Consider the following 19,994-nt stretch of genomic DNA (forward strand, 5'->3'; position numbering starts at 1 on the left):
CTCCGACTACACGAGGGCGTCGGGTTCGACCCAGACGACGAACCGGTCGTCGCGGCGGATGATTCCCCGCGTCGTCTCCGACGCCGCCGACTCATCCAGGGCCGCCTCACCGACCGCCTCCACTTCGTGGACGTCGTCAACCAGCAGCCCGGTGGCGTCGTGATCCGACAGCACGACGATGCGGGTTCCGTCGGCTGCGCCGTCTTCGCCGAGTTTCACGCGCGGATCGACCACCGTTGTTGTTTCACCACGCAAGTCGACTACGCCGATCACGTGCTGCTCGGAGTTCGGAATCGGGGTCACGTCCTCGCCGGCGTCGACGATCTCATCGACGTGTGCGATGTCGATGCAGTACCGACCTGCTCCCAGGGAGAACTCAAGCACGTCCGTCTCGTCATCGGACATAGGTCTGCATCAGCGGCCGGTCGGATTAAGCGTTTGGTTCAGTCAGCCCCGACACTCTTTTTTCTGGCGGGGCCGTTTTCCATCTCGATGGACCCGGTGGACGTGTTACGGGTACTCGGTAACAAGTACAACGCCGAGATACTCGAAGCGACGCACGCGCCGAAGTCCGCCCAGGAGCTCAGCGACGAACTCGACATCCCGATCGCGACCAGTTATCGGCGCATCGAGGAACTCAGCGAGCACGACCTCCTCAAACTCGAAGGTAAGGAACTCTCCGATGAGGGGCGGCGCACGAAAGTGTACCGGCGCCAAGTCGACGAGATCAGCGTCCAGTTCGGCGTCAACGAGACGACCGTCGAAACCAAAGAGCGCACCGAAGCCAAGAACGCACTGGTCGACGTGTGGAGTGATCTCGGGGCGGATAGTAGTGAGTGATTCTCGCGGCTAATAATCGCGCCCCTACATTTTTACGGGATCTCGGGGTGGTATTCGGTAGGAACGGAATGCGTCTCATCGAAGCACTCTACGTGTTGTTCAGCGGAACTCTCGCGGTCGCCGGCCTCAGCATGGTCGTGTTCGCGGTGCGCGCGTACAAGGACACGGGCCGCCCGTCCATGATGCACCTCTCGGCCGGTTTCGGCCTCGTCGTAGCCGCCGCTGTCAGCACGACTGTCCTGGCGTTTCTGACTGGGTTCGAACACACGCGCACGCTGTTGACGGCTAACTACTTCATCACGACGGCCGGCTACCTGTTCGTGATGTACAGCATCATCCGCTCGGAGTGATCTACGAGAGGCGTGACTTCACGCGGTCGAACAGCTTCACGCGGCGTTCGGCGGTTTCTTCGTCGGCGTCGACGCCGGCCTCGGCCAACATCTCCTCGATGGAGATCTCGTAGACCGGCCCCTCAGCATCCGCCTCGTCGTCGGGCTGGCTTTCTCCCGTGTCCGGGTCGACCCACTCGAAGGCGTCGCCGTCGTCTGTGCTGGTGTCCTCGCTGTCGGCTGGTGGTTGTGGTGGTGTCATCCCAATACTGTCCGCGAGACTCGCTGCAAGGCGGTCGTAGGCGCGGGCGGCCGGGCTCTCAGGGGTGAGATCGACAACCGGATGGCCCTTTCGCACCGCGAGCTTGACCGCGTCATCGTGTGGGACGCTGACCGTGACCGCGTCGGTCGTGCCCAGCGCCGCGGCGATCCCCTCGACGTCATCGAACCCGCCGTCGCCGGTCCGCGTGAACACCGCGCCGACCACCGGCTTGTCGAGTTTCGACACGAGCTGTCCGGTCTTCGTGGCGTCGGTCAACGAGTTCAGCTCCGCGGTCGTGACCAACAATACCCCGTCAGCGACGCTCATCGCCATCGCGATGTCGTAGCTCAGCCCAGCCCCCGCGTCCAACAAAACCACGTCGTGGTCGGCGCGCAGCCGCGTCACGACCCGATGCAGGGACTTCGCGTCGGCCTCGGCGAACTGCTCTAAATCGGTCGATCCCGGAACGACGGTCACGCCGTGAGCGTCGTAGGCCGCATCCGCCGGGGACGCGTCGCCGGAGAGCACGTCGTGCAGCGTCACGTCCTCAGTGAGGCCGAACAACCCGGCGAGGTTCGCCATCCCGAGATCAACGTCGACCAGCGCCACCTCGAAGCCGTCATCGGCGAGCGCGACTCCGAGGTTCGCCGTTGTCGTCGACTTCCCGACGCCGCCTTTCCCGCTGGCGACAGCGAACACATACCCCTCCCGACCGGCCTCGCTCATCGTATGCGTTCTTGCGGAGGCCCGCACATAAGTGTGGCTCCCCGTCAGACCGACAGCAGCGACTTCACGAGTTCCAGCGTCACCGACCCGATGACGCAGGAAATCCAGGTCAGCGCCACGAAATGAATGTACGCGTTGACCTTGTGACCGCCGTCGACAACCCGCGTCATCAGCGACGACAGCGACGCGTTGATCAGCAGCGTCAACACCAGCAGGTACTTGATCGTCTCGATGTCGTACACCTCGGTGTTGATGATCGACCCCACGTCGAACGCCGGATTGGAGAAATCAAGGCCCAGTCCGGAGATCACGTCGACGATCCCCAGCCCGATGAAAAACGCGAACGTCGCCGCCGCCGAGATCCCGTACAACACGCCAACGAGCGTCGACGCGGACTGGCTGCGCTGCTGGCGCAACTGCAAGACCTCGCTCATGTTCTCGGAGATGAGCTCCCCGAGGTGTTTCGGCGCGCCCCCCATCTGGCGCCCGATCAGATACATCTCCGAGAACTTCTGAATGAGATACGAGTGCGAATCCGCGGTGAAATGCCGCCACGCCTGGGACGCGTCCAACCGCAGGTTGAGCCGCTTGTAGAGGTCGTCGATGAGCTCCGTGAGCGCCCCGAAGTTCTTGTCACGAAGCGTCTCAAGCACCCGTGTCGTGGTCGTCTGGCGGGCCGTTTCACTGGACCCCAGCGCGCGGATGAAACTCGTGAACGCGTCGTCGCGGTCCTTGACACGGCCCTCTTCGGCGCGCGCCACCAGCCCCGGGATGAGCAGGGGTGTCGTCGGGACCGCCGCGTACATCGGCAGCGGCAACACGTCGGGTGCCAGCGGCGTCCACGACAACTGGACGGCAATCACCACCACCACGAGCACCACCGCAGCAACGCTTCCGGCGGCGGTTGCGACCCGCATCCGCCACTCCACGCTCGTGGTCCGGTCCTCCGGGAAGTACCACAGCGGATCGCTCGGCGCGAGCGTGTACATCGTGTACAGGAACCCGATCTGGATGAACGTGTACAACACGACGACCGCCGACACGGTCATCGTCGGGTCCGTGCCCGAGAGGATCGGCAACACAGTCGCGAACACGAGCGCGAACGTCACGGACAACACCATCGACAGGTAGAGGTCTTTCATCACCTCGATGTTCTCCAGTTGGCCCTCGTAGGTGGTCGCGTAGTTCCGGATGATCGCCTCCTGCTCGCTCATCAGGTACGACTCCAGGCTCTCCCCGGAGTTGATCGTGTACGCCAGCCGATCGAGAAAGTCGGCAATGAGGTCGCTTGGCACCTTGTTGGCGCGCATCCGGCACGCGTCGTCGAGGCTCTGGTTCCAGGCGTCGATGAGCTGGACGATCCGCCGCGCCTCCTCGGACAGCGGCCCGTACTCCTCCTCGGCACCGATCCGACGAAACACCTCCACGCGGTCGATGTTGGTGGTTGACAACACCGTCATATGCGTGATGAACAGGTGGAACCGGTTTTCCATCCGCGTGCGGCGCTGATCCATCCGAATCTTCGGATACATCACGGCCGCGATCAACGCAAGCAGCCCCAACATCGGCGTCGGGATCAACAGATACGTCGGCAACGAGAGCGCGACGATCGCGACGATCGTCACGAAGAAGAACACCACCGCAGGCACGAGCGCGAACGCCACGTACCGGAACGCCGGCATCGGCATCGTCCGATACGACTCCACGACCGACTCCACGAACTCCCCGAAGTCGACGTCGCTCAGCGACCCCTCGCTCTCGACGTGTTCGCCCTCGGCTTCGGTTGCCATGCTGACTCAGAACCCGCGTGAGATCGTGAACGGCAGTCCCTCGACGCCGTCACGCTGGAAGGCCGCAATCGTGTCGTTGAAATCGTGGTAGCCGATGAGGTCCTCCTGGATGATGCGCTCGAGGATCTCAGCGCGGAAATCCATCTCGTCGTAGATCTCCCGCGTGTCGGCGTACCCCAGCAGCGTCGCGATCTGTTCTTCGAGCACGAAGGAGTTGTTCCGGCCCTGGAAGACGATCTCGTCCTCGACCGGATCCCAGTAGAACGCCTGCCGGGTGACGACCCCGCCCATCTCCTTGGAATACCCCTCGATCTCCTGGACCGAGGTGACGCGTCGCAACACGTCGTCGCCCTGCTTCACGCGGTTCTGGAACAGCGCCACGTCGGCGTTGTCCATGAACGTCTCCGGGACGTTGATCGGCTCCCCGGTGAACCGCTGAATCATCGAAACGATGTCGCTTGCGTGGAACGTCAGCATGACCGGGTGGCCGGTCTGGGCCGCCTGGAACGCCATCCGTCCCTCCTCCCCACGCACCTCGCCGACGATGATGTAGTCCGGGCGCGACCGCAGCGCCGCCGCGACCAGATCGAACATGTCCACGTCCGCGGAGTTCTCGCCCTGCCCCTCACGGGTGAGCAGCTGCTGCCAGGTGTCGTGTGGCGGAATGACCTCGGCGGTGTCCTCCGCGGTGTAGATCTTCGAATCCCGGGGAATGAACGACATGATGGAGTTCAGCGTCGTGGTTTTCCCCGACGCCGTCTCCCCGACGACGAACACCGTCTGTTCGTTCTCCAGGCACAGCCAGAGGTACGCCGCGAGCTCCGGCGACAGCGTCCCCCACTTGGTGATCTGCCCGACCGACAGCGGCACGTCGTCGCCCTGTCGGATGGTGAGCGACGGCCCCTTCAGGGAGACGTCGTCGCTGTAAATGATGTTGATACGGGAGCCGTCGGGCAGCGTCGAGTCCACGATGGGGTCGCTGTCGGAGACCGGGTCGCCCATCCGCTCGCCCATGTTCCGCAGCCAGCCGTCGAACTCGTCGGGCGTCCCGAAGTCAACGGTCGTCTCCAGCATCCCGTAGGTGCCGTGGTCGACGTAACAGCCGGTCGGGCCGATGACGTGAATGTCCTCGTTGTAGGGGTCACGCATCACCGGCTCCAGCGGTCCGAACCCGACGATGTCGCGGTTCAACTGGTACCGGATGTTCTCGTAGGTCGTCTCCGAGACTGGAATGCGACCGAACCCGAACGCTTCCTCAAGCGCCTCCCGGACCATCGGGACCGCGCGCTGAACGCGGTTGATCGCGTCCCGAGGCGACGACGCGACCCGGCGCGCTCCCGCACGCATCTGCTGGGCGGACAAGTCACCGGAGTCCAGGGACATCTGGCCACGATCGTCGCCGACCATCCGATCCGCCACCGTCGACGCGTCGAAGTTCTTCACCAGCGATCCCAGGTTGTTCGGGAGCTGGCGCACCCTGTGGAACACGTCGTCGGACTTGTCGTCGGAGATGCGAACGGTCTCCTCTAGCAGCTCTTCGATGCGGTCGTCGTACTCGGCCTCGGCCTCCGGCGCGGGTTTGTTGACCGACTTCTCGAGGATGCGCTCCTGGACGTTCTTGAACACCGCCGCTTCGGGCCCCGACAGCTCCGGCTCGATGGTGTAGTATTTGGTGTCTTTTCCCAGGTCACCGTACACGTGACAGAAAATGGGGCCGCCCACAGGGTAGACGACGTTCGGCTTGTCGGCCTCCCAGTCGTCGGTCGGTTCGTCGATCAGCTCCGGGAACTCGCCGGTGAACTGTTTGAACCGCTGGAGATACTCCTGGAGGTGCGTGTAGCGGGTCGCCGTCTCCCGGAGTTCGTGACCGATCTGTCGACTCCCATGGTCTGCCATGTGTATTCCTGTTATGCCACACTGCGGCTTTCGATGACGATTCCAGTGCCGGACCGCACCGAGTATCCGATGGAGTCGCCGACCTGTTCGCCCATCCCCGCGAACCGTCGAACGGCGATCGACCGCCGAACGTCGTTGCCCACCTCGACCATCTCGAGTTCGAGGTAGACGTCGGCGATCGATCGGAACGGACCGATCGCCTCCTCGTCAACAGTACTGGGGTCCACGGTCAAAACAATGACCTTTCCTTGCGACACCAGATCCCTAAAAAAGGATATGATTTCGAGGGCCGCCTGGCGCTCCTCGTTCTCCCGCACCAGCGCCTCGAAGTTCGGGTCGTTGCGCAGGATGGCGTCGAAGGTGTCCACGACCACAACGTCGGCGTCCCACATCCGGTCGGCCTCCATCAGCCGCTTCAACAGCTGTCTGCGGCTCCCGTCGTCGTCGTTGCTGGACGCCCCACCCCGCAGCGCGCTCTTCCCGGTGTCGACGTCGGCCTCCAAGAACAGGAGGTTCTCGTTGAGCAGATGCTCCTCGACGTCATAACTCAACGAATGCATCTGGTCGATGAACCCACGGACGGTCAGCTCCGTGGACACCAGCGTGACGGCGTTTTCCTCCTCGCAGAGCCCGTACGAGAACCGCTGGCTCATGGCTGACTTCCCCGCACCGTAATCGCCCTCGACGAGGACGATGCTGCCGCCCGGGATGCCGCCACCGAGCTCGTTGTTCAGTCGGTCGTGCTCGTCCAGTCCAAGCGAATACAGTGTGCGCGTGCTCATGAGACTCTCAACTCCAGGACTTCTCGATCCCCGTTGGCTAGCACGACGACGCGGTGGTCACCGGCACTGAGATCGACGTTCGTCGCGTCCACTTTCAACACGTTTCCCGGCTGCCACCCGCTTCCGTCAACCACCGACACGCTCACTGCAGTCTTGTACTCTCCGTCCACGATAACGTTGATCGTGCTCGCGTCCGCGGGCAACGATTCGGAGCCGGTGTTTTTCACCAGCAGCGTCAGGGTCGTGTTCGCGCCGTCGTACACCGCGCTCGGGCTCCCCGGATCACTGATGATCGACACGTCGGTCTCGATCTGGTGGCTCACGTCGACGCTCCGATCGCTCAACGCCCCGCTCAAGCGTTGTACGCCGTTCGTCATCGTGCCTGCGACCGACGCCGCGACGAGGATCGACGCGATGAAGATGATCAGCGTCGACGACGACACGCTCGCCACTCAGACCACCTCCGTGGCTGTGACACCCGTTCCCGTCACCACCTTCACTCGTGTTGGGGCCGACCCGGTCGGCACTGTCACTGAATACGTCTCGCCGGGCAGCCAGAGGTCCGTCTGCGAGTTCCCAGCGACCGACGACGACACGTACGCGCTGTCGGTGACGTACTCACCGTCTACGAGGACGTCGGTCTGCGAAACGGACAGCGTCGTCGAGCCGTTGTTGGTTGCGTTCACCGTCACGGTGTCGTTCACTGAGTCGTACGTTGTGTTCGCCACTTCCACCACCGTGTTCTTCGCAGTCAGCACGCGGTCGTTGCGCGCGTTGTTCGCGTCTTGGACACGCTCGAACCCGTTGAACGCCGCCGAATAGAGGATTCCGACGCTCACGAACGCGGCGATGAACAGGATCGCCGCGGACCCGCTAACGCTGAATCCCATTCCTATGGAGGTCCTCGCAGCGGTCAACGATGACGCGCTCGATGTCTTCGCTTGCTAGCTCTTCGATATATTCGAGACTCTCTAGGTGGTCGTCCATTGTCAATTCAGTGCTTCCGAACTCCTCGCGGTAGAGATAATCCGAGTCGGTCAGCCCTTCAAGGAAGTCGAACAGCTGGTCGCGCACCGGCTCTCCGATCCATCCGATGCGCTCGTAGTAGTTGATCGTCCGAACCGTGTTCTTCGGGCCGAACTCGGTCAGGAGGTACTCCAACCACTCCAAGCACACGACATCGGCGAGGTACCCGGTCGGCGGCTCGGCGAGATGCGGGCCGTCCTCGCCCCCGACTGCCAGCCCGGGGGCTGCTCCCGGTCCCGTCGGTGCGCTCATCCGTCCGCCCGGGTCCGCGTCCGGCTCGGACACCAATCCGTCGTCGCCGCTGTCCGCAGCCATCTCCTCGTCGTCGTCCGCTGTGGCGTCCGCCTCGGCCTCGAAGTCGTCACCGGCATCATCGAGATCGTCCTCGAACGCGTCGTCGGCATCGTCTTCTTCGAGGTCCGAGTCGTCGAAACCGATGTCGGGCTTGTCTTCGGCTTCGATTCCCGCCTCGCCCTCGATCTCCTCGCCTTCCGCCCAGTCCGCGTCGCCGGATTCGTACTCCTCTTTGAGCTCCTCGAAGGACGTTCCCCCACCACCTTCGCCGTCATCGGCATCCTCGCTGTCGTCGTCGTCTTCGAAGTCGCCGAACTCGTCGTCCATCTCCTCGTCATCATCCTCGAAGTCACCGAACTCATCGTCCATCTCCTCGTCATCGTCCTCGAAGTCACCGAACTCATCGTCCATCTCCTCGTCGTCGTCCTCGAAGTCGCCGAACTCGTCATCCATCTCGCCGTCGTCGTCCTCGAAGTCGTCGTCGAACGCGTCGTCCTCGAAGAACTCGTCGGCTTCCGCCTCGGCGACATCCGTATCGAGATCGCCGGTTTCGTCGCTGTCCTCTTCGTCCTCGTCGAACAATCCGAAGCTGTCGCCGCCGCCCCCAGGCCCACCAGCGGCGTTCGGATCCACGTCGTCGACGAACGGGTTCACACCGCGTGTCACCATCTCGTAGATCTCGAGGAGCTTTCGAACGTTCTCCTCGACGTCCTCGACACTCTCGCTTATTTGTTCGTTCTCGCTCCGGACGGTATTGGCTTTCGACGCGACGTTTGAGACCTCGGTTTCCAGATCTTCGATACGGTTTTCGAGCTCGTTGACGGACGAATCGGCGCCACCCGCACCGTCGCCGCCGCCGCCGTCCATGTCATCGAAGGACCCGAACTCGTCGTCGAAGTCGTCATCGAAGTCCTCGTCCATGTCCAGATCTGAGTCGTCGCCGCCACCACCGCCACCACCGCCGCCGGAGTCCTCTGACCCCTCGTCGTCGAGCCAACTGGCCATTCCGACGACCAGTGCCCCGAACTGCAGGAAGACCACGGCAGTCGGGGTGAGGTCGATAATCGTCATCGGAATAGATAACGAGAGCCGCAGGTAATTAATGTTCTCCCCCAGTTCTCAATCAGATAAATCGGACCCCGAGTCGCCGCCCAGTGACTCGGTTTTCGATCCTATCACTGCATCGATGAAAGTCGCGCGATATACACCAGGCTCAGGACGTGATCGGACATCTCCAGATCACTGTGTGAGTCGTCGTCCGCCGGCCCCGAAAACCCACGCACGTGCCCCTGGAGCCGCTCGGCGGCGTCCGCGCTCACCCAGCCCACGGTCTCGTAATACTCGATCGCCTTCAGTGCGCGCTTGACCCCGCCACGCTCCAGCAGGAAGTCCAACCACTCGAACAGCGTGATCTCCGCGGCGTACTGCCCCGGCATCGTCTCCAAGTACGGGCGTTCGAGGCTCTCCACCGACGCGCTCGAGTGCATGAACAGCAGCTGTTTCAGCTGTGCCGAGCGCACCGCCTCCTCGGTGGTCTGCTCGTGTTCTTTTAGGCGCTCTTTGAGCTCTCGGATGTTCTCGTCGCCGCCCGCGCGGGCGGCACTGCGCAACTCTTCCGGGTCGTACTCGCGTGGGTTCAATGTCATTGGCTATCCGTGGTCAGTTTGTCGACGCGCTCGCTCAGTTGCGAGACAGCCGTCGACTGTTCTTGGGTCGCGGACACGATCCGATCGGACGCCGCCGCCGCCGCCTCGGCCTGCTGTTGGACGTCCTCGATCGTGACGATCACGTCTTCGACCGTCGATGCCTGTTCGTCGTTCGCGCGCGCAACCTCGGTGATGCCGGTCGCAGCCTCGTCCACAGAGGTCGCGATCTCCTCGAGCGCGGTGAGCGCGTCGTCGATCTCGTCGCCGGCCCGGTGGATCTGCTCGTGGGACTCCTCGACGGCGAGCACGGTCTCGTTGGCCTGCTGTTGGACATCACTGATGCTGCCCGCGATGCGCTCGGTGTGTTCGCGGGTTTCGTTTGCCAGCTCCTTGACTTCATCGGCGACCACGGCGAACCCGCTGCCGGCCTCTCCGGCCCGCGCCGCCTCGATGTTCGCGTTCAGCGCCAGCAGGTTCGTTTGGTCGGCGACCTCCGCGATCACTTCAACGACGTCCTCGATCTCGTCCATTCTCGACTCCAGTTTGGACACGCTCTCCATGAGGTCGTCGCTGATGTCGATGACCTCGTTGGTGGCCTGGTTTGCCCCCTCGCTGGCCTCCAACCCGCTTTCGGCCGCGTCCTGGGCCTGTTCGGCGGCCGACGCAACCTGATCGGAGCTCGCCGCGACCTCCTGCATGCTCGCCGAGAAGTTCTCCATCTCGTTGGCGGCCGACGACAACATCTCGTTTTGGGAACTGACCGTGTCGGCGATGTCGGTCGCGTCGGCGGTGGCGCGCTCGATGGTGTCGGCCAGTTCCTGTGTCTGGCCGTCCACCTGCCCGACGAGCCGTTCGAATTGGTCGGCCATCCCGTTGAGCGCCGACACAACCGACACGAGTTGCTCGTTGATTATCCCCTCGTGCTCGAACGACGCCCGTTTCGAGAGCTGCCCGCTGGACAGCGCATCGATGGTCGTGCTGAGTTCGTCGACCAACTCCTCGACGGCGTCCGCGCGACGCACGTCTTCGGTGCGGTCTTCGATCGTTTCGGCCACGGCCAGCAGCTCCCCGTCGTCGTCGAAGATCGGGCTGGCCTTGAACCGAATGTGCCTATCGGTGCCGCCCTGGTCGGTCATGACGCTCGTGTCGGCGTACAGCTGGGCCTTCTCCTCGGAGCGCTCGATGTCGAACTCCGCGGCCGCCGACCGCGGCGACTCGATGACCTTGTCGGCGAGCGTTTTGACGCGCCGGTCATCGGGGTAGAAGGCTTCGCTGGCGTGGTCCATCCCCATCGCGTCGGCTTTGCTGCAGCCGGTGAGCTCCTCGATGGTCTCGTTCCACGCGACGACGCTGCCGGTGGCGTCCAGCATGAACACTGGCATGCCGATGCTGTCCAAGAGCGCGTCGTCGTCGACGTTCAGCTCCTCTTCGGTGCCGCCGTCGGACGAGTCGCCGGCCGGCCCAGCCGCCGTTTCGTACGCAGCAACACCCGTGGCTGCGTCCTCAACGACCGCATGCATCCCGGTTTTGAGCTGGCGCTCGGCGTGGTCAACGGCTGCACCGTCGACGCCGCCCTCACGGAGCTGCTGGAACACCGCGTCGACAACCGCGTCCGCGGGCGTCGTGTACGCGTCGACGAATGCCCCCGCCGAGACGTCGGCCGCGGTGTACACCGGAAGGTACGACTCCGGCGTCGGCGCTGTCTCGTCTAACAGTCCGTCGAAATGGTCGGCGGCGTCCGCCGGAAGCGTCGGATCGAGATCCCGCTGGTCGACGCTGTAGCGCTCCTGAAGGCCCGCCATTGCGTCGTCGGCGTCCTCGAAGGACACGGCACTCGCTGCCGTGCCGCCGTCCGTCGCCGGCGTCCCAGCGCCGCGACCGAGCAGTTTGCGAAAGATGCGCAGCATTCGTCAGTAGGTCGGGAGAACCACATACAAAATAGTTCCCCACCGTGTATCAGTTCTAAGAATCGTCCGCGTGCGTGAACACGACCATTCGGTCGGTTCCCCTGTGCAGGCACAGCGACAGCCCCGCATCCGGAGCGAGCTGTTCAGTGTCGTTCCGTGACACGAGCGCCTGGTCGAACGGCTGGCCACAGACCGGGCACGCGACCGCATCCCGGTTCTCGAACAGCCGCGATCGGCCGGTGTCCTCTAATAGTTTTACCCGATGGCGGATCGCTGAAAAATCCATCTGATCCATAGATACGAGGACGAGCTGACTCGCCGTTAACGGTTCGGTACGGCGCAAATTATTGGTTTTCACCAGTGATAACCACAGCCCTACACTTTTGTATCGATGGCCGATCTGTATGGGTAAGCCCCAGCAGTCTCGATCGGGAGAGGGGGCGGGACAACAACACACTCATGTTCGAGTTCATCACTGACGAAGACGAGCGCGGCCAAGTGGGGATCGGCACGCTCATCGTGTTCATCGCGATGGTGCTGGTCGCCGCGATCGCCGCTGGCGTCCTCATCAACACCGCCGGCTACCTCCAATCCAAGGGGTCGGCAACCGGTGAGGAAGCCTCCGCACAGGTCTCCAACCGCATCAACATCGTCTCCGCGTACGGCAACGTCAACAGCGAGAAAGTCGACTACGTGAATCTCACCGTGCGCCAGGCCGCTGGGGCTGACAACATCAACCTCACGAAATCCACGATCCAGTGGATCGGCCCGGACAGAGCCACCACCCTGACGTACTCGTCGAACAGCCCGAGTTCCCTGGGTGAAAACTTCACCACCGAATCCATCAAGGGCAGCAGCGCCGATGTGCTGGTCAACCAGTCCGACCGCATCAAGGTCATCATGTACGCCAGCGGCGTCAGCTCCAACCTCGGCGCTGGTGACGAGGTGCAGTTGACGGTGACCACGCAGTACGGCTCGAAAACCACCTACTGGGCGCAAGTTCCTGAGTCGCTCAAGGACAAAAACGCAGTCACACTATAACACACACGCTCATGTTCGAATTCATCACTGACGAAGACGAGCGCGGTCAAGTGGGGATCGGCACGCTCATCGTGTTCATCGCGATGGTGCTGGTCGCCGCGATCGCCGCCGGCGTCCTCATCAACACCGCTGGCTTCCTCCAATCGAAGGGGTCCGCAACTGGTGAGGAAGCCTCCGCACAGGTCTCCAACCGCATCAACATCGTCTCCGCGTACGGCAACGTGGACACGTCTGGCTCAACCGAGGTAGTCAATTACGCGAACCTGACGGTGCGCCAGGCCGCTGGGGCCGACAACATCAACCTCAGCAAATCCACGATCCAGTGGATCGGCCCGGACACCGCCACCACCCTGACCTACGACGGTAGTGCTGCCGACGCCGAGAACTTCACCACGAATTCGATTAAGGGCGACAACGCGGACGTGCTGGTTGACCAGTCCGACCGCATCGAGATCGTCATGGACGCGGCTGCGATCACCACCAATGGACTGAAGGCTGGCGAAGAGGTCCAGCTGACAGTGACCACGCAGTACGGCTCGAAAACCACCTACTGGGCGAACGTCCCTGAGTCGCTCAAGGACAAAAACGCCGTCACGCTATAACACACACGCTCATGTTCGAGTTCATCACTGACGAGGACGAGCGCGGTCAAGTGGGGATCGGCACGCTCATCGTGTTCATCGCGATGGTGCTGGTTGCCGCGATCGCCGCCGGCGTCCTCATCAACACCGCCGGCTACCTCCAATCCAAGGGGTCGGCAACCGGTGAGGAAGCCTCCGCACAGGTCTCCAACCGCATCAACATCGTCTCCGCGTACGGCAACGTCAACAGCGAGAAAGTCGACTACGTGAACCTCACTGTGCGCCAGGCCGCCGGAGCCGACAACATCAACCTCACGAAATCCACGATCCAGTGGATCGGCCCGGACAGAGCCACCACCCTGACGTACTCGTCGAACAGCCCGAGTTCCCTGGGTGAAAACTTCACCACCGAATCCATCAAGGGGAACAACGCTGACGTGCTGGTTGAGCAGTCCGACCGCATCAAGGTCATCATGTACGCCAGCGGCGTCAGCTCCACCCTCAGCTCCGGTGAAGAAGTGCAGTTGACGGTGACCACGCAGTACGGCTCGAAAACCACCTACTGGGCGAACGTCCCTGAGTCGCTCAAGGACAAAAACGCCGTCAAGCTGTAAGACGCGCGTTTCGCACCGCCGCCCCCGTTGAACGATATCATTTTGTAGTCGCGTGTCGTCTGTCTAGGCGTGCCATCGCTGTACGGGCTGGAGCGCTCCGGGGATGTCGAGAAACTCGTGGAGCTGCTGCAGGAAAGCGAGAAGGAAACGGTTCGTCGGCGCGCGGCGGAGATCCTCGGGAACTTAGACGAGCCGGAACCGGAGGGGATCCAGGCGCTCGTTGACGCGATGAGCGACGACGACGAGTCGGTGCGTGCGGCCGCCATTGACGCGTTAACACAGCAAGAGGCGGTCGACGCGCTGATGCGTGGGTTAGACCAGGAAGTGCCCGACAGTGGAGCGACGTGGGCGCAGGCCGAAGCGTTCGTGGAGAACCTGGAGTCGGAGACGCCGGAGCTGCGGATGGCGGCCGCGAACGTCTTGGGATTGCTCGGCGTCGAGGACACCGCGCGGCCGCTTGCGGAGCAGCTACAGACCGAGGAGCACGTCGGTGTTCGGGCGCGGGTCGCGCGGGCACTGGGACGGATCGAACAGCCCGCAGTGACGGGGATTCTCGTCGACTGTCTGCACGGAGAGCCGTTGAAAGTTCGCCGGGAAGCCGCCGAGTCACTCGGACGACTGACGACCGAACAGGCCCTTGATGGGCTGTTGTCGGTGGTCGAAGACGACAGCGAGGCGATGCGGCGGACAGCCGTGAGTTCGCTGGGGCGGTTCGAGACCGCCGAGCCAGTGGACGCGCTCGTGGAGCGGCTGGGTGACGAAAGCGACCTGGTGCGGCGGGCGGCCGTCTTCTCGTTGATCGAGATCTTGTCGAACGTGCCACCGGATCAGAGCCACGAGCTGCGCGAAACGATCGTCGACCGGATGTCGGCGCGCTCCGACCCGAGTATCATCAAGTCGCTGATCGAGATCATCGACGAGGGAACGCAGCTACACCAGCGCCGGAACGCCACGTGGATGCTGGGGCGGGTCGCCGGTGATCAGCGCACGAAGATGGACGCGATCGAGGCGCTCCGGGAGCTGCTGGGCGAAGACGACGATCTGATCGCGCAGTTCGCGGCCACGGGGCTGGCGGAGATCGGTGGCGCGTCCGTGGAGACGTCACTGCTTGAGGTCGTCGAGACACAGGAGTACGGCGAGGACGCGGTTGCGATGGCGGCGTTCGCGCTCGGGAAGGTCGGCGGGGATCGATCCCGCCAGCGGTTGGAGCGACTGGTTGACGAAACGGACAGCGAAGAGGTGCGGCGGCGGGCGTTCTCGGCGATCTCGAAGCTGGGCGGAAAAACGTAACACTGGTGGCGGTTTCAGTCGCGAGAATTGCACGCAAAGCATTAAATACGTTTGCAGAAAAGGGATGTGTGAATGAGTCCGGGTGCGCGGTATCAGACGGGCCAGGTGTGGGCCGCGCCCGAAGCGCCGATCGCAGGTGAGGAATGAGCGAGTCAGAGTACAAGATAGCCGACGGGTCCGGGAAGTTCCTGCAGGCCGTCAAAGACGGCCGGCGGATGAAAGACGCCCAGTGGTCGAAGGGTCGCATCCTGTTGTCCAACAAGCGGATCGTGCTGGCCGGCAGCGAGGGGAAGCGGAACCTCCCGTTGTCGGAAGTCCAGGGGCTGAGCGGCCGACACGACGTGAACCAGACCGTCGCGAAGGTCGGGAACTACGTGAGCATCAGGATGACCAACGAGAGCGTGATGTTGGTCTCGCTGGGTGACAACACGGAGACCTTCGAGAGCAAGCTCTACGGGGCGCTGCTGGACCAGACGGAGCTACAGGTGAAGCATCCCGCCGTCGAGGGCGGTGTGGTGACCGACGAGCAGTTCGAGCGTGCCCGCATCAAGGTCGACGAATCGGAGCTGAGCGTTGCGATGTCGAACGGGTCGTTCGTCTCCGTTGAGTTGGACGACGTCGGATCGGCGGAGGCCGCGTCCCTGGAGGTGAACGGTGACACGAAGCCGGTGTTGAAAGTCGAACACACCGTCAACCGGGACACGAGCGTGCAGACGTATTTCGCCACCGACTCGCACACGGCGTCGATACTGGAGTCACTGCTGACCAAGGAAGCCGAGAAAAGCCAGGGGTCGGTCGAACTCTCGGAAACGGAAAAGCGGGTGCTGATGGCGCTGTATTCCGGAGTGTCGTCGTTCGAGATCCCGGACTTCCTGGGGATGGACGTGGACGAGGTCGAGTCGATCTTCGAGCGCCTCATCGAGGTCGACGTCCTCGAGGAGGTGCGCAAGCGCCGCGAGGTCACGATGAAAACGCGGGGCCGCAACATCGCCAGCGAAGCGATCAACGAGGAGTGATCGTGGGGCTGCTCCCCTCGGACGCCACTCAGAGGTTGACGTCCTCGATGTGTTCGCTGACCGCCGCCCGCCCCAGCGACGTGAGCGCGATGCCGTCGTCGTCGGTGACCAGTTCTTTCTCGATGAGGTCGTTGAGTAACATCGTGACACGCGAGGCGTCGACGCCCAGCACGGCCGCGAGACTGGCGTTCGGGCCGCTGGAGTAGATCGCGACCAGGGCCTCGATTTCCTCGCTGGTGAGGGTGACGTCCGCCAACTCCTGTTTGAGGTGGGTGTACTGGAGGCGGATGTAGCGCCCGAGCAGGTTCATCTTCCGGCCGGAGCTGAGCGCGAGTTCGGTCGTGATCGGGCCGGTCGATCCCATGTGTCGCACGGACAGGAGTTGTTTGTTCGAGCCGTTGACCTCGCGGTCGACGCGCTCGAAATGCGACACCGTCGAGAGGTCGATGGTGGTGTCGGCGTCGCCGGTGATCGTGAGGTCACCCGGCGAGAGCGCGAGGTTCCCCTTCTCGAAGGGTTGGTCGGTGATCCGACCGCCGCGGCGTGCCGGGTGTTTGGCGTAGACGGTCGTGCCGTGGACCAGCGCCTTGAAGACGAGAGTGACGAACCGGTCGACGGTGCTGCCACCGCCCTCAATGACCGCGACGTGACGGTCCTCGTCGTGTTCGTAGGCGATCGTGACTGTGTCCTCGAAGAACCGCGCGAGGTCGCCGGGCGCGGTCTCGTGTTGGACGTCGAACACACCGTTGAGGGGGATCGTTGTCTTCTCGTCGTCGGCGGCAAGCACGATCCGGCGCTTGCTCATGACGACTCTGCCACGCACCGGTTCGACGTGCGTCGCTGTATCCGGGATAAACGACGAGACGAAGTCTGCGATTGCTGATTCCGACATACCCCCGTATACTCAATTATACGTCGTGGAGGCGGGTGAATAAGCGTTACTCCTCTGCCGCGCCGGTCACGTGTCAGCGACCCGACTGTAGATCCGGATGCGTGGGTCCTCCGCCTCGAAGCGTTCTTTGACCTCACCGGGCAGCGTCTCCGTCTGTCCGAGCACGAGGTGGCCGCCCTCACGGAGGGATTTGCTGACCGTGTCGAGGATCGGAAGCTTGTACTGCTTGTCGATGTAGATGCAGACGTTCCGACACGCCACCAGATCGAACCCCGATTTGGGGTCGCCAGTGATCAGGTCGTGGCGCTCGAAGGTCACGAGGTCCTTGACGCGGTCGTTGACGACGAACGCACGATCGCCCTCGCGGTCGACGTACTCCTGGGGGTTGTCTAAGAACCCCAGTTGGTCGCTGATGTCGGCGGTGCGCGTGCTTTCGTACCGTCCCGCGCGTGCTCTCGCCAGCGCGTCCTCGTCGATGTCGGTGGCCAGAATGGAGACGTTCCGGGGGTCGAGGCCCGCGTCCAACGCGAGCATCGCAAGCGAGTACGGCTCGCGGCCGTCCGCGCAGGCCGCACTCCAGATGTCGATCGAGCGCACGGTATCCGCGAGCTCCAAGAGCACGTCCCGGAGCGCGGTCCACACTTTCTCGTCGCGGAAGAACTCAGTGACGTTCACCGAGAGGGTGTCGAGCAACTCGGCGCGTTCGTCGTCGTCGTCCTCCTCAAGCAGCGTCAGGTAGCCGGCGTACTCCTCGACGCCGCGGCGGCGCATCCGCGCGGACACGCGCCGGTCGAGGTACGACTCGTCGTAGTAGCTGGTTGCGAAGCCGGTCTCGGTCTCGATGAACTCAAGCAGGGTTTGGAAGTCAGTCAAATTACGTGCACCTCGGCATCAACTCGGTCTATGGTAACATCCCCACTGCTCGGACTAAAGGACACCGACCGTCCGCTGTCCCCGCCGGTTTCGGACGCGAGCAACTCGATGTCCGCGTCGGCCAGCGCGCGTTCGGCGGCCGACACGTTCCGGGAGCCGACGCTGTCCCCGATCGAGAGGTCGAGCATCGTCGACCCGCCGGCGAGTTTCGCCGTGAGGCTGCTCGGGCTCGCGCCCAGGCGGAGCAGCGCCGACACCATCTCGTCGAGACCCGAATCGACGTATTTCGCGGGCGTGTCCACGGGGCCGTCGGCTTCCGGCAGCATCGCGTGCAACAGTCCGCCGGCACCGCTGCGCGCATCACGCACCGCGATGGCGACACACGATCCCAGCCCGCTCGTGACCAACACCGCGTCGTCGTCGTCCGTGACACGCCAGTCCGCCACGCCAACGCGGATCGTCACGACTCCTCACTCGCGTCGGCGGCGAGGTTGTCAGCGATGTCCGCGAGTTGATCGGCGTCTTCGGGGCTGGGGAACGTGCAGACCCGACACGTCACGTCCGGCCCGAGTGTGATCGTGGCGTTCACCACTGCGATGGTGTCCGCGCGCTCGCCGTAGGCTGCCGCGACGGTGTCAAGGACGGCACGACCGGCGTCACGGACGTGGGACGGCGTCGAGATGTCGATCGTGGTGTCCAGTGCGTTCGCCCACTGGTCGATGAACCCACTGGCGGTGATGTTGCCCAGCTCCGAGACGGCACTTTCGGCCATTTCCGCGCCGGCATCGGCGTCCCCGAGCAGTAGCTCCGCGACCGCACCGGGCTCGGTCTCGTCGAACAGGATCGCGATGACGCTGTCGACGACCCCCTCGCTTTCGAAGATCGCGCCCTCGTAGGCGGCGTCGTCGAGCAGCGATGGCACCCGCTCGACGGGCACGAAGTCCACGTGTGACTCCACGAGCGTCGCGTCCGTCCCGGTCATCATCTCCAGGTGTGAGGAGACGGCTTCGGCGCTCACTGACGCCACCTGGATGTGGTTGGCGAGATCCGACAGCGCGAACTCCGCGTCCGGCTCGGTGACGTACGACCCGAACGACTCGACGTCCGGGAGGACCGCAAACCGGCAGGTGCCCTGCGTCGAGGACAACACGATCTGGCTCTCGAAGACGAACGCACAGTCGTCGATGACCGCAGCGTCCTGGACGACGCGGTGCTCGTCTTCGAGGCGGTCGGGCGGCTCGATCTCGATGGTGTCCTCGTCGTCGGCCGCCCAGACGTCGACGAACCCGCTGGTGAGGATGTTCGCGACTTCGGGCAGCGCGGCGGCTCCGACGCCGAGTTCGTCTTCGACGTGGTCGGCGAACGCTTCGTCGAACGACAGCACTGCACGACCGGTGAGTGCGCCGTCGAACTCGACGCTGATGCGCTCCCAGGAGTCCCCCAGGAACACCGACAGTCCGTCGGCGTCGACGAGCGCGGTTCGCGTGAGCTGGCAGTTGGCAGGAATACCCGTAAGCGTCTCCAGAGAGTCCGCCGCGCGCTGACCGCCTTCGTCGCCCGTGCGGCTGAACGACGCAACGGCGTCGAGATCGACACGCATCTTAGATACTGTTGATCATCGAGACGAACGCCTCGATGTCGGGGAACGAGTAGATTTTCGCCTCGACGTTCGCGTCTGGGGCGTGTAGCTCCGCGTCGAACACCATCGCGATCTCGTGTTCGCCGGGGTCGACACAATGACTCGCAATGTCCTCGCCGGACGCCCGGATGAGCTGTGGCGTGGAGATGTCGATGGTGCGGCCGAGCACGTTCGCCCAGCCGTCGATGAACCCGCTTGTCATGATGTTCCCGACCTCACGGATCGCGGACCGCTCCATGTCGCTGTAGCCGCCGCCTTCGCTCTCGATGCCGCCCATCATCGTTCCGGCGACACGGCGTGCGCTCTCGTCGTCGAACAACACGAGCACCGACCCGTAGGGCTGTTCTTTGAGCGGCACGCTCACGCCCACCTGCTTGGCGGCTCCCAGGTGTGCGCCGAGGTCCTCGACGTCGATGACGTTGATCTTCGTGATCTGCATCTGGGTCTCGACGCCGGTCAGCTGGCTCATGTTCTCGGCGACCGTCGACGCTCCTTCCCGGGCGAGTTCGTTGACGGTCTGTAACCGCCGAATGTCGATCATTGTGCTCAT

Annotated in this window: 22 protein-coding genes and 1 pseudogene; 7 read left to right on the forward strand and 16 right to left on the reverse strand. The window is 63.5% G+C overall.

All coding sequences use genetic code 11. The features are described from left to right. Positions 1–6: 6 nt before the first annotated feature. On the reverse strand, positions 7–405 hold the full coding sequence (locus JRZ79_RS16825; RefSeq protein ID WP_010902667.1) for a chemotaxis protein CheW: 399 nt from the start codon (positions 403–405) through the stop codon (positions 7–9). Positions 406–492: 87 nt separating this feature from the next. Here JRZ79_RS16825 and JRZ79_RS16830 point away from each other — a divergent pair, with 87 nt between their 5' ends. After that, positions 493–840, forward strand: coding sequence for a helix-turn-helix domain-containing protein (locus JRZ79_RS16830; protein ID WP_010902668.1), 348 nt, complete (start codon positions 493–495; stop codon positions 838–840). A gap of 68 nt (positions 841–908) precedes the next feature. Beyond that, on the forward strand, positions 909–1,190 hold the full coding sequence (locus JRZ79_RS16835; protein WP_010902669.1) for a hypothetical protein: 282 nt from the start codon (positions 909–911) through the stop codon (positions 1,188–1,190). A 1-nt stretch (position 1,191) separates the two neighbouring features. Here JRZ79_RS16835 and JRZ79_RS16840 read toward each other — a convergent pair whose 3' ends face one another. The 10 genes and pseudogenes from JRZ79_RS16840 to JRZ79_RS16885 all read right to left on the reverse strand — a co-directional run bounded on the left by JRZ79_RS16840 (position 1,192) and on the right by JRZ79_RS16885 (position 11,793). Next, positions 1,192–2,157, reverse strand: a complete 966-nt coding sequence (locus JRZ79_RS16840) for a MinD/ParA family protein (protein WP_205252609.1) — start codon at positions 2,155–2,157, stop codon at positions 1,192–1,194. Between the two features lie 44 nt (positions 2,158–2,201). Next, a complete protein-coding gene (flaJ, locus tag JRZ79_RS16845) occupies positions 2,202–3,947 on the reverse strand; it encodes an archaellar assembly protein FlaJ (RefSeq protein ID WP_205252610.1) in 1,746 nt (581 codons plus the stop codon). A gap of 6 nt (positions 3,948–3,953) precedes the next feature. Then, positions 3,954–5,186 (reverse strand): annotated as a pseudogene (locus tag JRZ79_RS16850) (type II/IV secretion system ATPase subunit); the annotation flags it as partial. A gap of 668 nt (positions 5,187–5,854) precedes the next feature. Further along, positions 5,855–6,625 carry an ATPase domain-containing protein gene (locus JRZ79_RS16855; protein WP_010902673.1) on the reverse strand — a complete coding sequence of 257 codons (771 nt, stop codon included), beginning with the start codon at positions 6,623–6,625 and terminating at the stop codon, positions 5,855–5,857. Beyond that, on the reverse strand, positions 6,622–7,077 hold the full coding sequence (locus tag JRZ79_RS16860; protein WP_010902674.1) for a CARDB domain-containing protein: 456 nt from the start codon (positions 7,075–7,077) through the stop codon (positions 6,622–6,624). The genes JRZ79_RS16855 and JRZ79_RS16860 overlap by 4 nt, the downstream gene beginning before the upstream one ends. Beyond that, positions 7,078–7,515 carry a fla cluster protein FlaF gene (locus JRZ79_RS16865; protein ID WP_136361293.1) on the reverse strand — a complete coding sequence of 146 codons (438 nt, stop codon included), beginning with the start codon at positions 7,513–7,515 and terminating at the stop codon, positions 7,078–7,080. It lies immediately after the preceding gene. Next, positions 7,499–9,016 (reverse strand): FlaD/FlaE family flagellar protein, encoded by a 1,518-nt coding sequence (locus tag JRZ79_RS16870; protein WP_205252612.1) that lies wholly within the window; start codon positions 9,014–9,016, stop codon positions 7,499–7,501. Before JRZ79_RS16870 ends, JRZ79_RS16865 begins: the two co-directional genes overlap by 17 nt. Before the next feature lie 104 nt (positions 9,017–9,120). Next, positions 9,121–9,591: a FlaD/FlaE family flagellar protein gene (locus tag JRZ79_RS16875; RefSeq protein WP_010902677.1), complete on the reverse strand. Its 471-nt coding sequence runs from the start codon at positions 9,589–9,591 to the stop codon at positions 9,121–9,123. Then, positions 9,588–11,498 (reverse strand): methyl-accepting chemotaxis protein, encoded by a 1,911-nt coding sequence (locus JRZ79_RS16880; protein ID WP_205252613.1) that lies wholly within the window; start codon positions 11,496–11,498, stop codon positions 9,588–9,590. The genes JRZ79_RS16875 and JRZ79_RS16880 overlap by 4 nt, the downstream gene beginning before the upstream one ends. A gap of 55 nt (positions 11,499–11,553) precedes the next feature. Next, positions 11,554–11,793 (reverse strand): hypothetical protein, encoded by a 240-nt coding sequence (locus JRZ79_RS16885; RefSeq protein WP_010902679.1) that lies wholly within the window; start codon positions 11,791–11,793, stop codon positions 11,554–11,556. 164 nt (positions 11,794–11,957) lie between these two features. On the opposite strand from JRZ79_RS16885, the gene JRZ79_RS16890 reads away from it, so the two are divergent. From JRZ79_RS16890 to cheF1, 5 genes are all read left to right on the forward strand, one after another. Next, positions 11,958–12,539, forward strand: a complete 582-nt coding sequence (locus JRZ79_RS16890) for an archaellin/type IV pilin N-terminal domain-containing protein (protein WP_205252614.1) — start codon at positions 11,958–11,960, stop codon at positions 12,537–12,539. 11 nt (positions 12,540–12,550) lie between these two features. Next, positions 12,551–13,141 carry an archaellin/type IV pilin N-terminal domain-containing protein gene (locus JRZ79_RS16895; RefSeq protein ID WP_136361298.1) on the forward strand — a complete coding sequence of 197 codons (591 nt, stop codon included), beginning with the start codon at positions 12,551–12,553 and terminating at the stop codon, positions 13,139–13,141. Between the two features lie 11 nt (positions 13,142–13,152). After that, on the forward strand, positions 13,153–13,734 hold the full coding sequence (locus JRZ79_RS16900; protein ID WP_205252615.1) for an archaellin/type IV pilin N-terminal domain-containing protein: 582 nt from the start codon (positions 13,153–13,155) through the stop codon (positions 13,732–13,734). Between the two features lie 69 nt (positions 13,735–13,803). After that, the gene (locus JRZ79_RS16905) at positions 13,804–15,024 is read left to right on the forward strand and encodes a HEAT repeat domain-containing protein (RefSeq protein ID WP_205252616.1); all 1,221 of its coding nucleotides are present in this window, start codon (positions 13,804–13,806) and stop codon (positions 15,022–15,024) included. 143 nt (positions 15,025–15,167) lie between these two features. Next, complete coding sequence (cheF1, locus tag JRZ79_RS16910) at positions 15,168–16,040, forward strand: chemotaxis protein CheF1 (protein ID WP_010902684.1); 873 nt, start codon at positions 15,168–15,170, stop codon at positions 16,038–16,040. Positions 16,041–16,068: 28 nt separating this feature from the next. On the opposite strand, the gene cheF2 is transcribed toward cheF1, so the two are convergent. The 5 genes from cheF2 to JRZ79_RS16935 all read right to left on the reverse strand — a co-directional run bounded on the left by cheF2 (position 16,069) and on the right by JRZ79_RS16935 (position 19,994). Beyond that, a complete protein-coding gene (gene cheF2 / locus JRZ79_RS16915) occupies positions 16,069–16,932 on the reverse strand; it encodes a chemotaxis protein CheF2 (protein ID WP_010902685.1) in 864 nt (287 codons plus the stop codon). A 66-nt stretch (positions 16,933–16,998) separates the two neighbouring features. Next, positions 16,999–17,805 (reverse strand): protein-glutamate O-methyltransferase CheR, encoded by an 807-nt coding sequence (cheR, locus tag JRZ79_RS16920; protein WP_012289253.1) that lies wholly within the window; start codon positions 17,803–17,805, stop codon positions 16,999–17,001. After that, a complete protein-coding gene (locus JRZ79_RS16925) occupies positions 17,802–18,269 on the reverse strand; it encodes a chemotaxis protein CheD (RefSeq protein ID WP_136361299.1) in 468 nt (155 codons plus the stop codon). The genes cheR and JRZ79_RS16925 overlap by 4 nt, the downstream gene beginning before the upstream one ends. Continuing rightward, positions 18,266–19,405 (reverse strand): chemotaxis protein CheC, encoded by a 1,140-nt coding sequence (locus JRZ79_RS16930; RefSeq protein ID WP_010902688.1) that lies wholly within the window; start codon positions 19,403–19,405, stop codon positions 18,266–18,268. Before JRZ79_RS16930 ends, JRZ79_RS16925 begins: the two co-directional genes overlap by 4 nt. A 1-nt stretch (position 19,406) precedes the next feature. Continuing rightward, the gene (locus JRZ79_RS16935) at positions 19,407–19,994 is read right to left on the reverse strand and encodes a chemotaxis protein CheC (RefSeq protein WP_010902689.1); all 588 of its coding nucleotides are present in this window, start codon (positions 19,992–19,994) and stop codon (positions 19,407–19,409) included.

It is taken from the genome of Halobacterium sp. BOL4-2, from assembly GCF_016917835.2.
Classification (GTDB): Archaea; Halobacteriota; Halobacteria; order Halobacteriales; family Halobacteriaceae; genus Halobacterium; species Halobacterium salinarum.

What these genes read in the sequence shown, in the direction of transcription:
- JRZ79_RS16825 (WP_010902667.1), bottom strand. Translation starts at nt 405, where the DNA reads ATGTCCGATGACGAGACGGACGTGCTTGAGTTCTCCCTGGGAGCAGGT.
- JRZ79_RS16830 (WP_010902668.1), top strand. Translation starts at nt 493, where the DNA reads ATGGACCCGGTGGACGTGTTACGGGTACTCGGTAACAAGTACAACGCC.
- JRZ79_RS16835 (WP_010902669.1), top strand. Translation starts at nt 909, where the DNA reads ATGCGTCTCATCGAAGCACTCTACGTGTTGTTCAGCGGAACTCTCGCG.
- JRZ79_RS16840 (WP_205252609.1), bottom strand. Translation starts at nt 2,157, where the DNA reads ATGAGCGAGGCCGGTCGGGAGGGGTATGTGTTCGCTGTCGCCAGCGGG.
- flaJ (WP_205252610.1), bottom strand. Translation starts at nt 3,947, where the DNA reads ATGGCAACCGAAGCCGAGGGCGAACACGTCGAGAGCGAGGGGTCGCTG.
- JRZ79_RS16855 (WP_010902673.1), bottom strand. Translation starts at nt 6,625, where the DNA reads ATGAGCACGCGCACACTGTATTCGCTTGGACTGGACGAGCACGACCGA.
- JRZ79_RS16865 (WP_136361293.1), bottom strand. Translation starts at nt 7,515, where the DNA reads ATGGGATTCAGCGTTAGCGGGTCCGCGGCGATCCTGTTCATCGCCGCG.
- JRZ79_RS16870 (WP_205252612.1), bottom strand. Translation starts at nt 9,016, where the DNA reads ATGACGATTATCGACCTCACCCCGACTGCCGTGGTCTTCCTGCAGTTC.
- JRZ79_RS16875 (WP_010902677.1), bottom strand. Translation starts at nt 9,591, where the DNA reads ATGACATTGAACCCACGCGAGTACGACCCGGAAGAGTTGCGCAGTGCC.
- JRZ79_RS16880 (WP_205252613.1), bottom strand. Translation starts at nt 11,498, where the DNA reads ATGCTGCGCATCTTTCGCAAACTGCTCGGTCGCGGCGCTGGGACGCCG.
- JRZ79_RS16885 (WP_010902679.1), bottom strand. Translation starts at nt 11,793, where the DNA reads ATGGATCAGATGGATTTTTCAGCGATCCGCCATCGGGTAAAACTATTA.
- JRZ79_RS16890 (WP_205252614.1), top strand. Translation starts at nt 11,958, where the DNA reads ATGTTCGAGTTCATCACTGACGAAGACGAGCGCGGCCAAGTGGGGATC.
- JRZ79_RS16895 (WP_136361298.1), top strand. Translation starts at nt 12,551, where the DNA reads ATGTTCGAATTCATCACTGACGAAGACGAGCGCGGTCAAGTGGGGATC.
- JRZ79_RS16900 (WP_205252615.1), top strand. Translation starts at nt 13,153, where the DNA reads ATGTTCGAGTTCATCACTGACGAGGACGAGCGCGGTCAAGTGGGGATC.
- cheF1 (WP_010902684.1), top strand. Translation starts at nt 15,168, where the DNA reads ATGAGCGAGTCAGAGTACAAGATAGCCGACGGGTCCGGGAAGTTCCTG.
- cheF2 (WP_010902685.1), bottom strand. Translation starts at nt 16,932, where the DNA reads ATGTCGGAATCAGCAATCGCAGACTTCGTCTCGTCGTTTATCCCGGAT.
- JRZ79_RS16930 (WP_010902688.1), bottom strand. Translation starts at nt 19,405, where the DNA reads ATGCGTGTCGATCTCGACGCCGTTGCGTCGTTCAGCCGCACGGGCGAC.
- JRZ79_RS16935 (WP_010902689.1), bottom strand. Translation starts at nt 19,994, where the DNA reads ATGAGCACAATGATCGACATTCGGCGGTTACAGACCGTCAACGAACTC.